Raw genomic sequence first — 15,202 nt, 5'->3', positions numbered from 1 at the left:
ATAGCATTTTATAAACTCATCCAAAATACGGTATTATTATAGATAATTCTATTAATTTAAAATCTCAAAAGGGAACGTCGAATGCAGTACATGAAGGTCAGTCTCATAAGCCTCCTAGGGTTGATCTTCACTCTTCATGCTGAACCATATCAATTGGGCCACGGTGTTTCAGTCAATGATGCTATGAATATAGGAGGCTATTTTTCATCCGAATTAGACTCGAATCATCAAAATGACAGCTTTACACTCGATGACGTGGCCGTGATGGCATACGGTGATATTAATCCAATGTTTTCGTATTTGGCAGAGTTTGAAGCAGTTGGTTTTTACCACAAAAATTTCAACGACGGATCAGAAGAGAGTCACAAAAAGTTTCATGCTGAACGTGTATATGGCGATTTATGGATGTCTGACACGGTTAATCTCCGATTCGGAAAGCAAATTACCCCTATCGGGTATTGGAATCTAGAACCGATAAATGTTTTACGCGATACTACATCCAACCCGCTCTACAGTATGTTACTTTTTCCAAAATTCCTCACCGGAGTTGATTTTAACGGGTATGTTCCACAAACACAGGGAGTACGTTATCATCTCTTTGGACAAAACAACCGAGATTTAGATGAAGAATACATCAATATCCCCAATACGCATTTTTTCGGTTTAGCACTTGAAAACGAAATTTCCATGGATTGGAGCAACGACGGAAGTATCGGCGAATACATTACAAATACCAATCAACGCACCCGTTTTATTCAAGCAGGCACTAAATACGATGATGCACGATGGCAGATATTGGCAGAAGGGCTGATCGCAAAAAGTGCATACCCGGATCAAACAGAAAGCTCTGCTCTCTCAGGCTATGCTCAAGCCATGTATCGATATACACCTGAACACGCTGTTATAAGCCGATATGAATATTTCAACGATCATCATACCGATTATAAAGATAATATATTTATCCTCGGATACAGCTATCGCCCCTGGTATCCCGTCTCTTTAAAAGGAGAATACCAATGGCACTCCCAAAATGACGAAAACCGTGCATTATTTTCACTTTCGGTGTTGTTCTGATGAAACAGGTAGTTTTCTTTTTGGCTCTCGGATCAATACTTTTCGGGGCTCAATACAGTATTATTATCTCTAAAAAAGTTCCTATAACATCATTAACTACGGGACAGGTGCGGGATATTTTTTTACAGAAACGTCACTCGTTGGGAGATCAGAAAATCATTCCTCTCAATTTAGTCGGACAGGAACCCTCCCGCATCGCTTTTGAAAATACGGTTTTAGGCATGGATAGAGATAGATTAAACGCGTATTGGGTAAAGCAGCATTTCCAAGGAAACAGCCCGCCGATAACGCAGCCGTCCTTTGAATCGATCAAAGCGTTTGTCCAAAATGTCGAAGGTGCCATCGGATATGTTCCATCCTCAATGGTTGATAACAGTGTAAAGGCCATTTATGAGTTTTAAACTCAAAACCATTCTCCTTTTTTTAGGTATCAGCATTATTCCGTATGCCGTAACAATGGTTTTGCTCGGGAATTCATTTCGTCAGGAACAGTATAACGCCGTAACACGGGAGATGAATACCCAGTTGCGTCTAACGGTCGAGCGTATCGATCAATCCTTACGAACGCTTCAAAACGATATGGCATACATTGCCAAATCAGACGTCATGAATGACCTTTATACTCAGGATTTGGACCATCGAATCAGCACCGCATTGCTCTCCAAAAAAAATGATATGAAGATGAAAGGCAATTTTTTTGTGCTGGATTCCAATAACAAAGTTATTGCATCCAGTGACTTTAGCTCCATATCTCAAATCAAAAAATTGGATCCATTTTTTTCAATTCCCATCTATTCGAGTTTTACTAAAACACAGATCGGTATGCTCGTCGTTACGTATCCACTTGAAAATTTTCGTCCCTATTTTTCCAATTCGCCTGAACGTCATTATTACATCCGCCACCGTGACGGAACTATCGCACTTCAGCCGAATATATTTGAAGAGTCCCTCAAAGTTTCCCTTCCCCTTCAAAACAAACCCGATTTAACAATCGTTTTAGAAGAGGAAAAAGGGTATGCTTATAGATTGTTGTATAAATACGAACAGTGGTTTATTTTGCTTCTTATCATGGGGGCTCTTTTTATTGCCACTGCCGCCTATTATGTTGCGACCGGTCTTATTCGTCCTATCATTGCCCTATCCAATACTGCGAAAAAAATTACTCGAACCCAAGACTATTCACAACAGGTATCCGTTGACAGGGACGATGAAATCGGCCAGCTTTCTGATGCATTTAATACCATGACCGGCGGTATGGATAAAGCGCTACATGAAATTACCACGCTAAACAAAGAGATTGAAGAAACTCAGCGCGAAGTCGTTTTCACGATGGGTTCAATCGGTGAGAGCCGTTCCAAAGAAACGGGAAACCATGTAAAAAGGGTCGCAGAATATTCAAAACTTCTTGCACGATACTATGGACTCAGTGAAGAAGAGGCAGAAATGCTCAGACAGGCTTCTCCGATGCATGACATCGGCAAAGTTGCTATTCCCGATGCAGTCCTCAACAAACCGGGAAGATTTGATGACGAAGAGCGCCGTATCATGGATACACACGCTGCATTGGGCTATGAAATGCTCAAACACTCGAATCGCCCACTGCTTCTTATGGCCGCGACAGTAGCATACGAACATCACGAAAAGTGGGATGGGACCGGATACCCAAGAGGACTAAAAGAAGAAGAGATACATATTTATGGCCGTATTACTGCATTGGCAGATGTATTTGACGCACTGGGAAGCGATCGTGTTTACAAAAAAGCATGGGATGATGAACGGATTTTTTCTCTATTCAGGGAAGAGCGTGCACGGCATTTCGATCCGCAGCTTATTGATATCTTTTTTGCCCATTTAGAGGAATTCCTCACTATACGTGAACAATTTAAAGACCTCTAGTATGCAGAGCTATCACACCTTTTTGTTCCATACGATTTAGAATTGCAACAATAATTGAAATAATCAGCCACGCCATTATCATCGTTATAAACGTGTGGCTCAGAAAATGATCTCCGATCAACATCTTATAGCTTCCCATGCTCCACCCGATCACCATAGCCAAAGCGACAGAGGCGATTTTCGCTTTGCGGGTCCGGAACAAAAAAATAAGCGATAATAGAGCGAATCCACCGCTGGCATGTCCTGCCGGCCAGCATTTTTGTTTCTGTTTTTGGCAAAAATCACTCGGATATTTTTCCCAAACACACGTGTGCGGATAGGTTCCGTCAAAAATTTCCAAACTTTTAGGGCATGGAATATTCGTCACCGCTTTCAAACTGCTGACAAGCAAAGGGACAAAAATAGACGATAAGACAACGATTACCAATCCTCTTTTATAGGGGAGCAGAAACGGTTTTTTCCACCACGCAATCAATCCGATGAGTACCAACACATTGAGAATAATCAATAAACGCTTGATCCCGTCATAAAAAATAAATTTGAGAACGGGATTGTTGGTATCCACGATCCATTGATGGGTACTAGGATTATAAAAATGTTTTTGCACCCAGATATCGGTTCCGCTCAATCCGAAAAAGAGGATCGAAAGAAGCAATATCAGGGCACTAACCCAAATATTTTTAACGGCGGACATGCAATAAATCGAGTTCAGGCTGATATATGGTGGTATTCACATCCATAAAGCCCAAGAGGGTATGGAAGAGTGAATCTTGACTATGAGGTTCTTTGGCAGAAGCCGTCATTTGTGCTTTGTTGATGTTGGAGTGTTTTCCAAACCACATTACGGCCGGAACATGTTTTTGCGCTTCCGGGGCAATGCTATAAGGGAATCCGTGCAGATACAAACCGTTTTCCCCTAACGATTCACCATGATCGCTGAGATAGAACATCCCTGTTGCAAAATGCTCATCATTCGTTTTAAGCAATCCGATTACTTTTGACAAAAAGGTATCCGTATAAAGGATGGTATTATCATACGCATTGGTAATTTCATCTTTTGTACATTGCTCGAGCTGATTGGTCTTGCACACCGGAGTATATTTCTCAAATTCTTTCGGGTACCGTTTGTAATACGCAGGACCGTGATTGCCCATCTGATGTAGGACAATTACAATGTCCCCTTTCGGATGGGTGTCGATATACTCTTGCAATCCGACTAACATCCCCTCATCACGACACTCTCCGTCATCGCACATCGTATTTTTTTCTGACGTTTGATAATCTTCAAACTGAACCCGCTTTGCAACCCCTTTTGAATCGGAATTGTTTTCGCGCCATAAGATATTCACACCGGCACGTTTGAGTACATCCAAAACATTTTCCGTATGCAACGCCTGCTCTTTTTCATAATGCTCACGTCCAAACGGAGAGAACATACATGGAACCGAAACGGCCGTTTCGGTTCCGCATGAGGTAAACTGGGTAAAATTGATAATATCTTCTTTTCGAAGCTGCGGCGTCGTATCGCGTGCATACCCGTTTAGGCCGAAATGATCCCATCGCACCGCTTCACCGACTACAAGTATCATCAGTTTGCGCGGCTCGTTGGCGGGAGAAATCACTGCATCCTGACCGATCGGCGCAATTCCGGAATACGGGTGAGAAAACGTTTCAGCCGCATAATGGCCGATCGAATAGAGATAGTAGGCCGGATTGGCGTAATAGCGCAACGGTTTATGTTCCCGGAAAAAAGAGGTGTAATATTTACTGAACGAAAAAATCACCACAATAGCAAAAACAAGTGCGATCCCTATCACTTTTGCCTTGTCAACAAGAGTCTCTTTAAACGATGTAGGTACAATTTTTAGGCGATAGACAATCACTGAGGGGATAACCCCTAAAAGGACAAAATAGAGCACCTGTTTGAAGCTCAGCAAATCAACCGATTCTTTAATATTCGTCTCTAAGAGGTTTTGGATCATATGGTTGTCAATAACGACATCATAGGCATCCATAAAATAGGCGACTAAAGATGAGACGAGCAAAATAGTGATTAAGACTGGTTTGAGGGTGTAGCGCCAACTCAATAAGGTTAAAACGATTACGGTTACACACAACAACACAATCGCCAATGAGAGAACGAATAGAATGTTCCCGCCTGCAAGAGGATAGACTTCAGATACGTGCTTAAAAAAGACTCCGTTCGCAAAAACGACCAGCATTAATGCAACGGAAATGATAACTGTTCGTGCTCTGAGGGGCTTGGAAAAAGAAAATAACACTGCGACTCCGCTGAAATAAATTACGGTATTATAGTCAGTAAATACTAACAGGATTGCTGTTGATTGGTTTCAGTAAAGATAAAATGAGGATTTTTTAGAAAAAAAGAAAGGAGGAAATTCTCCCCCATAGAGGAGAAAAAACGATTAACGTTTTGAGAATTGAGGAGAACGGCGCGCTTTGCGTTTACCCGGTTTCTTACGTTCAACGATACGTGAATCGCGAGTAAGCATACCGAACGGTTTCAAGATAGCACGGAATGACGGATCAAATGTGCAAAGTGCACGAGAGATACCGTGACGAAGTGCATCGGATTGTCCTGAGAAACCACCACCCATAGTAGAAGCAGTGATATCAACCGATGTATCTTGTTTAGTCAAAGAAAGCGGTTGAGTAACACGCAATTTTTTTGCTTCAAGACCACCGAGCCATGCATCGAGTGAAAGACCGTTTACAGTGATTTTACCTGTACCCGGAGCAAGCCATACTTTAGCGATTGAAGATTTTCTTCTTCCGGTTGCATACGTTTTTGCCATCGTTTATCCTTACTTAGCGATCTGTGCAGAGTGAGGGTGTTCAGCACCTGCATAGACTTTTAGTTTTTTCAACATCGCACGACCCAATTTTGTTTTAGGAAGCATACCGCGAGCTGCTAGTTTAAAGAGTTTTTCTGGGTTAGTAGCCAAAAGCTCTGTCAATTTTTCACTTTTAACGCTACCGAAGTAACCGCTGTGTGTGTGATATGCTTTAGTTGCCAATTTGCCGTTACCGTTGATAACGATTTTAGACGCGTTAACGATTACAACAAAGTCACCACAGTCAACATTTGGGGTAAAATACGGTTTATCTTTTCCACGAAGACGAGTAGCAACATCTGTCATCAAACGACCGAATGTTTTCCCTTCTGCATCGATCAAAACCCATTTACGGTCGATTTGCTCAGGTGAAGCAATTTTAGTAAATTTCATCTTGAGTCTCCTTTTAAAGTCTCTATAAATAGTGGCGCAATTGTACCAGCATAAACTTATAATCTACTTAAATTAAGTTTTTTATAAGCACTCCATCCACTCAATACCGCCCTCTACCAAATAACACAAATATCCCTGAACTTCTTCTCCGGTAAGGGAACGAATCGCCTCTTTATAGCGCCGTATTTGATCACGGTGCTTTTCTTCCTCTTCTCTACCGCTTTTGTAGTCGATAATCCTCCACCCTGTATCGTGTTCTACCAATAAATCGATGACGCCCAAATTTCCCTTATGGCGTATCATTTGCTCTTTACGCCAACTTCCGCGGATTAGTCTTCGGAATGTTTCATCTTCGATCAATCGTCCTATTCTTGACTCAATCTCCTCTATCGCACCCTTATATAAGACTGCACCGTAGCGGTTACGGGTTGATTCAAGAGCAATTGCCAGTGATGTGTCACTAAAGTCTCCCATCATCTCCAGTGTGTAGTGCAATGCCAATCCAAACTGCACCGCACCGTAATCATGTGTGGCTTCCTTTACAGGTCGAAGTGTCTCCTCCTGTCTGCCAAACGAGAGCGCTTTGAAATCAACTCTTTTTTCAGGCTCAGGCGGCTGCACATGTTTCGTTTTAAGCTCTAACACTCCCCATTCGGATGGGGCCAATTCTAATGGATCAAACCAGGAGTTTTTGCTTTTCATAATCACCACCAACGATTCAACCGCACGGGTCAGTGCCACATAGAGGGCATTAAGCTGATCTTCATCTTCCAAACGCTTTTCTGCTTCGAGAGCACGTGCATAGGAGGGATCAAATGACTCACGATTTTTTATCCGATAATGCATCCCCAGAAGCTGAGCCCCGTCATACTCATAAACGATCGCATCGTTACGGGAACGTGCCATTCCCAACCGGTCGAGGACGATAACGTGTTCAAACTCCAACCCTTTGGATTTGTGCACGGTCATGATACGAATCCCTTTAAGGTCGCTTTGCGGTGAAGAGGTCTCCAGCCGATCAATCTCAAAAACAATCTCTTCGATATCACGGTATCCCCGCAATGTTTCGATAAACATCAAAGCACTTTTGTCCGCAATCTTGAATTGTCGTACAAACGCGATAACGGTCGTAATCACATCTTCAATACCGGAACGTTCTATCTCTTCACTTTGGGTTCCAAGCAAGGCCGCGCAGTTGGAACGGTAGATCGGCTCACCGAAATAACAATAGCGCAAATACTCGATGATGGAACGGACGCTCCGCTGTGCAATCAACCGGGCAGTCGTTTCCGTTACGACATCGTATCCTCTCGCACTCAAAACCTCTTCCACGGCACTGCCGTCTTTGTTCGTGGCGGTGAGGATAGCGATCTCTTCAGGCGCTGCCCCTTTGTCAATTAAGAATCCTATACGTTCACTCAGTGTTTCCAGAAGTTCATCCGTACTCACCACTTCGACATATCCTCCCGCAAAACTTTGCGGGCTTTGCTGAGGAATGTATCCTTTGATTTTTCCTTCAAACGAACGGTTGACAAAATCGACGATCTGGGAGAGGGAACGGTAGTTAACCCGCAGCGGTTCCACCTGAACATCAAACAACTCGGCGACCTGATGAAACAGTGCGCTTACTCCGCCGCGGAAACGGTAAATGGACTGTTTTACATCCCCGACAAAAAAGAAGCTCCCCCCCTCGTTGACTCCGATACCGGAACGGATCTCTTCGATCAACGGACGGAGAATATCAAACTGGATAACGCTGGTATCTTGAAACTCATCAAGGAGAAGATGTTTAAGACGGGAATCAAGCCGAAAATAGAGGAACTCACTCTCCAATTTCTCCCGTAGCAGAGTATGAACATTCAACGTAATATCATCAAAACTCAGTTCATTGCTCTGGACCGCCATAGCCTGACGGCTTTTGATGTAGAGTTTTAGAATCGAAAACAGTTCTCTGAAATACAAAATCTCCCGACGGCGCATTTGCAAAGCAACCGCATCCTGTATGCCCCGAAGCAGCTCATCCATACGGGGTTCGTACCCTTTTTTAAAAACCCAGTAGTTCATACTTGGTTGTATAAGCCATGTTTTTTTTAAAAGTTCTTCAAAGCTCTCTATTTCGACAGCTTTATTGGCTGTTGGGCTTAAACCTTTACTTTGAACCAGTACGGAAAGCTCTTGGGCAATGCCCATGGCCTGTACTGTGGTGTCATCAGGCACGATAGCCGTGTTATAGGCATCAAGATTCATCTCTTTGTATTTGGAGTACAAGGCAGACAAAAGTCCGAACAAATCGCTAAGGCGTTTATCGCTTAACAGCGAGAGATGCACCAATGCACCCTCTGAGTGCGATACTTCCACTTCATTTAAAAACCGTTCTAAAAGTTTCGTCTCATGATGGTTTTGAATCGTTTTAAATGTGGGCATCAGCCCGGCATTGAGAGCAAACTTTCGTAAAATCCGTCCGAAGAATTTGTCAATGGTGGAAATTTGGATATCGGAACGCAAAAATCGCGACAATACCCTAGGTCTCTCCACTAAAATAGTAGCTTCATCCAGCCCGCTAAGACGAGCGATATGAGGAAGTTCACCTCGTGTCGGCAGCTCTTCGAGGGTAAGGATAATCCTCTCCAGCATTTCGTTGGCCGCTTTATTCGTAAAAGTCAAAGCAACGATGGAAGATGGATTTTCCCCCATAAACAAGAGGCTCAGATAGCGGACGACAAGATTAAATGTTTTACCGCTCCCCGCACTCGCTTCATACGCTAAAAACGGTTCAAATTCCACGCATCACCTCTCTATGACAAAGGTAAACATAGGGACAGTGACGGCATCGGCTCAAGTCCTCGCTCATCTCCCATTCCCATTTTTTTTGAGATGCCATAAACGCCAATATTTCTCGCAGTTTGGCCGTTTTTTCTTCTAAAAACTGCTCGATTTTCAACTCCCCTTTGCCTAAATCGTAATATCCTACTTTTCCCACTTGCCCTAACGCTCCGGCTAAAAGAGCATACACGCTGAGCTGATAATCGACATCGCTCTCTTTAGGCGCTTTGTCCGTATCCGGATATTTTCCGCTTTTATAATCGATCACTTCAAGAGTGCCCGCATACTCATCGATCCGGTCGATCCGTCCCGTCAATGTTATCCCCTCGACCGAAACGGTTGATTCTTTCTCCGTATACAGAACCTGTACCCCGGATGCAAAACGCAATGCTTCGTTCGCATAAAAAGGGTCCAGTTTATCCAACCACAACCGTCTCATGTGACGCTCCAACGGATCATCTGTTTTTCGTTCTTCCCACAGTGCGTCAAAGTTCTCTTTGATCTGCTTCATCGAGTTAAAATGAGTATTCTCGCTAAAAAGTCTCTCCAAGGCACTGTGCAATGCATTCCCGATATCACGTTCCTCTGAAAGGTCACGCGGCAACTCATGATCGCGCAGATGGGCAATATAGCGATAGTAAAACTGTCTTTTGCACGTTAAAAAGCTTTTAAGCCCGCTTGCCGACAACGGATGAAGCGTAAAATCGTATTCACACTCATAGTGTCCGATATTCCGTTCTTTATACTGTGCCTTTGGAAACAGTACCTCTTCGTATCGATACGCAGTCGGAGAGTGTTTAATCCCCAGTTGAAGCAAGAATCGAGACGGCACCGATTCGGCATTTTGTACACATCCGATAACCACTTTTTTAGCTCGGTTGCAAAGAATCGTATAATAGTGTTTTTGGAGCGACTCACGGTCGTGCGCGCTCGGCAGTCCTGCATATTCACGGGTCTTCGTATTTAAAAAGAGGTCTTTTTCACTTTTATGAGGGACATATCCTTCGTTAAAATCGATGATGACTACCCCCTCAAACGCGACACCCCGTGTCTCCAACAACCCCATCACAGTGATTTTTCCGCCTCGCACGTCATCAATGCTCAGTTGATGCAACCGGTTCATAAATATCCGAAATACCGCTCTAAAATCCATCTCTTCCAACGCATGGGTCAAATGACTAAAACGATGCAGCTCGTCAAGAATCATTTCAATCGACTCCGGATCTGCATCATCGAACAATCCTATCAGCTCTTCCAGCTGCGAAAAACGAAATTTTTGCGGATAATGCGTTTTGAACCAATCAATCGTAGAAACACTGATACTTCGGATGCGTTCGCGATTGAGTACGCTTGCTTCATCTAAAAAGAGAGTGATACTCTCCATTTGGCGAAAAAGAGTCGTATTGGCAAATGACTCCCCCATCGCAAAGTTGAAGTTTCCCTCACTATCAAACTCTTTCAACATAACTGCCGCATCTTCATCGGGCAATACGACGACTATTTTTTCCGGTTTTATCCCCTCTTTAACAAACGTTTCGACGGAGGCTTTGATAAATCCGATTTGCGCCAATCGTGTATGAAACATTTCACATTGTACGGAGCGGTTGATACGAAGCGGATTTTCGTCTACAATCCGGATTTCGCTGAGAGATAGACGATATTCCATCCCCTCTTTCAGTTCAAATCCCATCTCTTCAAAACGTGCCGTCATTTTTCGGTTATACGCCGTTGTGTTGTAAAGCAAAATGATCTCTAAATGGCTTGCACACTCTCGCAATAGAGCAATCTCGTATCGGGTTAAATACCCCTCGACGACTATAGTAATCGTCTCAAAATTACGTAAAAAGTCATGTTGGATTGTCGTGTGTTCCGCATTGAAAATCCGATCAGCCCACCCCTCTCGCGTACAGATTTCACCGTATCGCTCACGCAGACGTCTGAGTATCGTAATGTGTTCTTCGTATTCACCGTATACATCGACCGACTGAAGAGTTTCGACAGAAACCTGTTCCGAACTCAACTCTTCAAAAAAACGAAACAGATATTCCGAGTTTTGGATGAAACTAAAAAAATTACGTTCAATATTCAGTGCCGTGAATCCTGAAAAATCGCTCGCTTCGTGCATGGCTAAAAGACGTAAATCTTCATCCGGAACTGTTTTCCCGACTGCTACATACGCTCTTGAGAGAAACTCTCCCATTGTCATCATGTGCGAAAGAAAACATTCATCGGAAATTGCTACCGCTTCACGGATACACCTCGCAGTTGGATAAACGATGCATTCTTTATTCACTGCAGGCTCCCTCTCATTTCTAAAAACAAATACTCATTTTAATAAAGAAACTTATATACATGTTGATTTGTTAGAATAGTGACTATTGTAGTAAATTTCCCCTAAAGGGGAGAAGTAATAGAAGGGATAATGCAGATTATTAAAATTCGAACGTGTTCGGGTAGCGAGTATCCGCTTTGAGATTGTAGTACCGTTTATCGTTCCCGACAGTAACTTTTGCCGTAATATCCCAACGCCCCGCTTTCGGGAGATCTACAGGGGCGAAAGCATAAATACCATCGCTTACAACAGGATTCGTAAGATTAATATCGTGTTTATTAACATCGGGCCGCATAAGAACCGCTTCCACTTTTGCATCGTTAATAGGATTGCCCGATTTATCCGTTACTTTATACTCGACAACGGTCCCTTTTTCTGCAAGTTGAGGCGTTACAAAAGAAATAGTATACTTTTTATCAAATGCAATTTTAGCTTCAATAATATCATTGACACCATGATCGTAATCATGATAACTATGCATTTCAAAATTTTCCATTTCAACCGGATATTTAGAAGCAATTTTTACAGTTGCAACAGACATACCGATTACACCGGTTATTGCCAGTGCTATAATAATAGGCCATTTTGTGCCTGGATTTTTAAACATTATTATCCTTCTTTGGACGAAAAAAGCGCCCGTATACGTATCGTGAGATACCGTACAGAATGATACCGTAAAATATTAACCGAATAAGATCAATAAAATTTTGACTCCCGTTTCCGGCAGAAGAACTAAGCGTAACCCCCTGCGCTGCGGCAATTTGGTCTGCCGTATCGCTGTATCCGTTGTACATCGCAACCGAATACTTTTGGACTGTTTCACTGCCTTTTGTTTTTTCGGCTAAAATTGGCAAGATTGTTCCGCCTCGATTAGCAATAAGTTCCTTTGCCTCATCGTAACTGCGTGCAAACATAATTGCACTGACAACAGAACCGATAAAGGTTGCGTTAGGGCTAAGGATTTGAGCTTTGTTAAAATGTTTGTATAAAGAGACGGGACGAGCTAAGATATCGATTTCCTGCTTCTGCTCTATAAATGTCATAATCACAGCAGGTTCTGCTACTTGTGAAGCAATTTGCTTTTCAAAATCAGCGATGCTTTGATTCTCATCAACATCTTGTGTCATAACAAGATAAAGAGAAACACCTGTTTTTGCTTTTAGTTCTGTACCGATCGCATTGATTTGTTCTGCAAATTTAGGATTATTGACAACATCGTCTTTATATAAATATTCCGCATTGAGTGAGAAAGAAAACAGTGTGATGAAGGTGAGGGCCGCCAGCCCTCGCGAGAGTAACAAAAGCTACCCTTACCCGATGTAAAGATGATTCGGTGTAACAACTGCCCACAAAGTAACAGCTGCAGAAATCACCAACGCGATGGTGATGAGTTTATCCATGATACTTGCCATATTAAACTCCTTATTTTACATCGATCTTATGAGTAGCGTTTTCAGTGCTAATCATTTTGATCTCTTTTTCATTTTGTAGTTGGTAAAAGTTATTCGCACTGCCTTGTTGTACACCCAACCCCCACACGGTTAAACCGGCGAGAATAGAGAGGAGCAACACGGTCGCGATTAACATACCAGTGATTCCGTCCAATGCAAAAATACTACGATTTTCCATTATGACTCTCCTTATTTACTAAGGCCGGTGACATAGGCACCAAGCGCTTTTACTTGAACTTCTGTCAAGTTGTTAAATGCCGGCATTTGACCGATTACACCTTTTTTACCGTGTTTCAATACATTCGCTACTAGCGTAGGATTGAACTCAGCGATATTTGGAGCAACCATATCCATACCTTTACCGTCAGGTCCGTGACATGCAGCACAAACGCCCGCAAATACATCAGCACCTGCAGTGCCTTTCATTCCGCCTGCAACATATTTAGCTACAGAATCGATTTCAGCATCGGTAATCAAAGCACCGGTATTTGCATTCATCAAACCGTTACGATCCGGCATAGGCATTTCCATACCGAGAAGTTGGTTGTTTGATCCATTTTGAATAACATGTTTGATAGACGCTTCAGCGATACGGTGGTTCAAGTTTGCCGCTTTGCCGTCCATACCGTCAGCTTGAAGGCCGTGACATGGAGCACATTGTACGATAAAGATTGATCCGCCCATCTCTTTAAGAGTTGCATCATCCATATTTGCGTATTGCGCTTCGAATTTTGCATCGTGCGCCGCTACTTCTTCATTATATTCACCGATTTGTGAATATGCATTGACCGGATATCCTACAAGGAAATACCAGATCGCCCAGATGGTCATACCGAGAAAGATAACCGCCCATCCAAAAGGAAGTTCGTTTTTATATTCCCCGATTCCGTCCCAGTTTTCATCTGCAAGTTTACCGCTTGCACGGTCAAATTGCATTTGTCGAACATATTTAGTGACTACGAATGCTGTAACAATGACAAGGACAACTGCACCGAGAACGGCGAGTTTGTTAACCCAATCATTTTCACCACCCATACCGCCGGCTCCACCGACAGCAACGTAAGTGAAGCCAAGCATTGCAATTACAACTATGATAGCAGCAAGTACTGTCTTATTCATTTATGCCTCCTACTTTTTCTCTTCATTCTCTGAGATCTTTTCGATCGGATGATCGTTGATCTCATCATGCAGCGCTAGATCTCCGTACTTTTCGTAATCACGCTTCCCTTTCCACTGCGAGCTGTACAAATGATATATGTACGCATACAGAACTACCACCATAAAGGCGGTAAAGAAAAAGTACGCATATGACTGAAAGGTACTAATATCCACGCACTGCTCCTTATTTCAAGCTGTTAAGGTACGCGATTAGCGCTACGATTTCAGGGATTTGACCCGCTGCTACCGCATCTTTAACATCTTGATCTTTCATGTCTGCTGCAATCACTTTTGCCTCTTCGAGAGCATCTGTATGTGCTTCATCCAAGGTTGCTGCCATTTTTACAGTTGCTTTAGAACCGTCAGCCATTGGAAGTTCTTCGTTATAAGGCGTTTTAAATACTTTGTTAACAGTTACCATTTCTGCATATGCAGTATCGATATCCGCAGTATTTTTGAACAACCATGGGTATGCCGGCATGATTGAACCTGGAACGACTGCCGCAGGATCTTTCATGTGGTTTTCATGCCAGTCTGTCGTACGGTAGTTTCCTACACGCATCAAATCCGGACCAGTACGTTTTGAACCCCAAAGGAATGGGCGGTCATACGCATATTCACCGCTCAAGCTGTAGTGACCGTAACGGTCAGTTTCAGATTTAAACGGACGAACCAATTGTGAGTGACACGCATTACAACTATTTTTGATGTAAACGTGACGGCCAGCCAATTCTAACGTGCTGTAAGGTTTCGTACCGATAACCGGACGAGACGCTTCTGCAAAGTTTGGCAAAATTTCAATAAGCCCCGCGAACGCGATGGTAACAAATACTGCTACCGCGAAAAAGAACGGGTGTTTTTCTAACCAGTGAAACATATTTCCCCCTTCTGTTATGCGCCCATCGGCGACGCGTTTTGTAGTTCACTCTCTTCAACACGGCGAGAGCTTGTCATTGTTTTGTACATATTGAATGCAAACAAGAACATACCTACAAGGTACAATGTACCACCAACCGCACGGATAGTGAAGTAAGGGTGCAATACTTGAACTGTATCGATGAATGAGTAAGCAAGGTTACCGAACTCATCGTGTGCACGCCACATCATACCTTGTGTAATACCGGCAATCCACATAGAAGTGAAATACAATACAACACCTAGAGTTTGAATCCAGAATTGAGTATTCATCAATGATTTAGAATAAATCTCACGTTTGAATA

At 42.9% G+C, this 15,202-nt stretch carries 17 protein-coding genes; 3 read left to right on the top strand and 14 right to left on the bottom strand.

What is annotated here, in order from left to right; genetic code table 11:
• Window positions 1-81: 81 nt before the first annotated feature.
• From PHE37_RS03210 to PHE37_RS03200, 3 genes are read left to right on the top strand one after another with little or no spacing between them, the layout of a single operon-like run.
• Entirely contained in the window at window positions 82-1,074 is a 993-nt protein-coding gene (locus tag PHE37_RS03210; RefSeq protein ID WP_299997225.1) for a hypothetical protein, read from the top strand.
• Window positions 1,074-1,475: a hypothetical protein gene (locus PHE37_RS03205; protein ID WP_299997223.1), complete on the top strand. Its 402-nt coding sequence runs from the start codon at window positions 1,074-1,076 to the stop codon at window positions 1,473-1,475. The genes PHE37_RS03210 and PHE37_RS03205 overlap by 1 nt, the downstream gene beginning before the upstream one ends.
• On the top strand, window positions 1,465-2,970 hold the full coding sequence (locus PHE37_RS03200) for an HD domain-containing phosphohydrolase (RefSeq protein ID WP_299997221.1): 1,506 nt from the start codon (window positions 1,465-1,467) through the stop codon (window positions 2,968-2,970). Before PHE37_RS03205 ends, PHE37_RS03200 begins: the two co-directional genes overlap by 11 nt.
• On the opposite strand, the gene PHE37_RS03195 is transcribed toward PHE37_RS03200, so the two are convergent.
• The 14 genes from PHE37_RS03195 to PHE37_RS03130 form a co-directional block, all read right to left on the bottom strand.
• Window positions 2,957-3,664, bottom strand: coding sequence for a phosphatase PAP2 family protein (locus tag PHE37_RS03195; RefSeq protein WP_299997219.1), 708 nt, complete (start codon window positions 3,662-3,664; stop codon window positions 2,957-2,959). The genes PHE37_RS03200 and PHE37_RS03195 overlap by 14 nt on opposite strands.
• Window positions 3,651-5,252, bottom strand: coding sequence for a phosphoethanolamine--lipid A transferase (locus PHE37_RS03190; RefSeq protein WP_299997217.1), 1,602 nt, complete (start codon window positions 5,250-5,252; stop codon window positions 3,651-3,653). Before PHE37_RS03190 ends, PHE37_RS03195 begins: the two co-directional genes overlap by 14 nt.
• 144 nt (window positions 5,253-5,396) lie before the next feature.
• Window positions 5,397-5,786 carry a 30S ribosomal protein S9 gene (gene rpsI, locus PHE37_RS03185; protein WP_294893969.1) on the bottom strand — a complete coding sequence of 130 codons (390 nt, stop codon included), beginning with the start codon at window positions 5,784-5,786 and terminating at the stop codon, window positions 5,397-5,399.
• 9 nt (window positions 5,787-5,795) lie between these two features.
• Complete coding sequence (gene rplM / locus PHE37_RS03180; protein WP_300008205.1) at window positions 5,796-6,218, bottom strand: 50S ribosomal protein L13; 423 nt, start codon at window positions 6,216-6,218, stop codon at window positions 5,796-5,798.
• Window positions 6,219-6,299: 81 nt separating this feature from the next.
• Window positions 6,300-9,002 carry a RecB-like helicase gene (locus PHE37_RS03175; protein ID WP_299997588.1) on the bottom strand — a complete coding sequence of 901 codons (2,703 nt, stop codon included), beginning with the start codon at window positions 9,000-9,002 and terminating at the stop codon, window positions 6,300-6,302.
• Window positions 8,992-11,334 carry a PD-(D/E)XK nuclease family protein gene (locus PHE37_RS03170; protein WP_299997591.1) on the bottom strand — a complete coding sequence of 781 codons (2,343 nt, stop codon included), beginning with the start codon at window positions 11,332-11,334 and terminating at the stop codon, window positions 8,992-8,994. The genes PHE37_RS03175 and PHE37_RS03170 overlap by 11 nt, the downstream gene beginning before the upstream one ends.
• 139 nt (window positions 11,335-11,473) lie before the next feature.
• Window positions 11,474-11,980, bottom strand: coding sequence for a FixH family protein (locus tag PHE37_RS03165; protein WP_299997594.1), 507 nt, complete (start codon window positions 11,978-11,980; stop codon window positions 11,474-11,476).
• The gene (locus PHE37_RS03160) at window positions 11,973-12,674 is read right to left on the bottom strand and encodes a 3-dehydroquinate dehydratase (RefSeq protein WP_299997597.1); all 702 of its coding nucleotides are present in this window, start codon (window positions 12,672-12,674) and stop codon (window positions 11,973-11,975) included. The genes PHE37_RS03165 and PHE37_RS03160 overlap by 8 nt, the downstream gene beginning before the upstream one ends.
• 9 nt (window positions 12,675-12,683) lie before the next feature.
• Window positions 12,684-12,785 (bottom strand): hypothetical protein, encoded by a 102-nt coding sequence (locus PHE37_RS03155; RefSeq protein ID WP_299997600.1) that lies wholly within the window; start codon window positions 12,783-12,785, stop codon window positions 12,684-12,686.
• A gap of 10 nt (window positions 12,786-12,795) precedes the next feature.
• Entirely contained in the window at window positions 12,796-13,002 is a 207-nt protein-coding gene (locus PHE37_RS03150; protein WP_300008203.1) for a DUF4006 family protein, read from the bottom strand.
• 11 nt (window positions 13,003-13,013) lie between these two features.
• Window positions 13,014-13,943 carry a c-type cytochrome gene (locus tag PHE37_RS03145; protein ID WP_300008201.1) on the bottom strand — a complete coding sequence of 310 codons (930 nt, stop codon included), beginning with the start codon at window positions 13,941-13,943 and terminating at the stop codon, window positions 13,014-13,016.
• Between the two features lie 9 nt (window positions 13,944-13,952).
• The gene (locus PHE37_RS03140) at window positions 13,953-14,156 is read right to left on the bottom strand and encodes a cytochrome c oxidase, cbb3-type, CcoQ subunit (protein ID WP_300008198.1); all 204 of its coding nucleotides are present in this window, start codon (window positions 14,154-14,156) and stop codon (window positions 13,953-13,955) included.
• Window positions 14,157-14,166: 10 nt separating this feature from the next.
• Window positions 14,167-14,859, bottom strand: coding sequence for a cytochrome-c oxidase, cbb3-type subunit II (gene ccoO, locus PHE37_RS03135; protein WP_300008196.1), 693 nt, complete (start codon window positions 14,857-14,859; stop codon window positions 14,167-14,169).
• A 14-nt stretch (window positions 14,860-14,873) separates the two neighbouring features.
• Window positions 14,874-15,202, bottom strand: a 329-nt coding sequence (locus PHE37_RS03130; RefSeq protein ID WP_300008194.1) for a cbb3-type cytochrome c oxidase subunit I, incomplete at its 5' end; no start/stop codon positions are given.

The organism is Sulfuricurvum sp. (genome assembly GCF_028681615.1).
Taxonomy (GTDB): domain Bacteria; phylum Campylobacterota; class Campylobacteria; order Campylobacterales; family Sulfurimonadaceae; genus Sulfuricurvum.
This window is presented reverse-complemented; position numbering and strand designations above follow the sequence as displayed.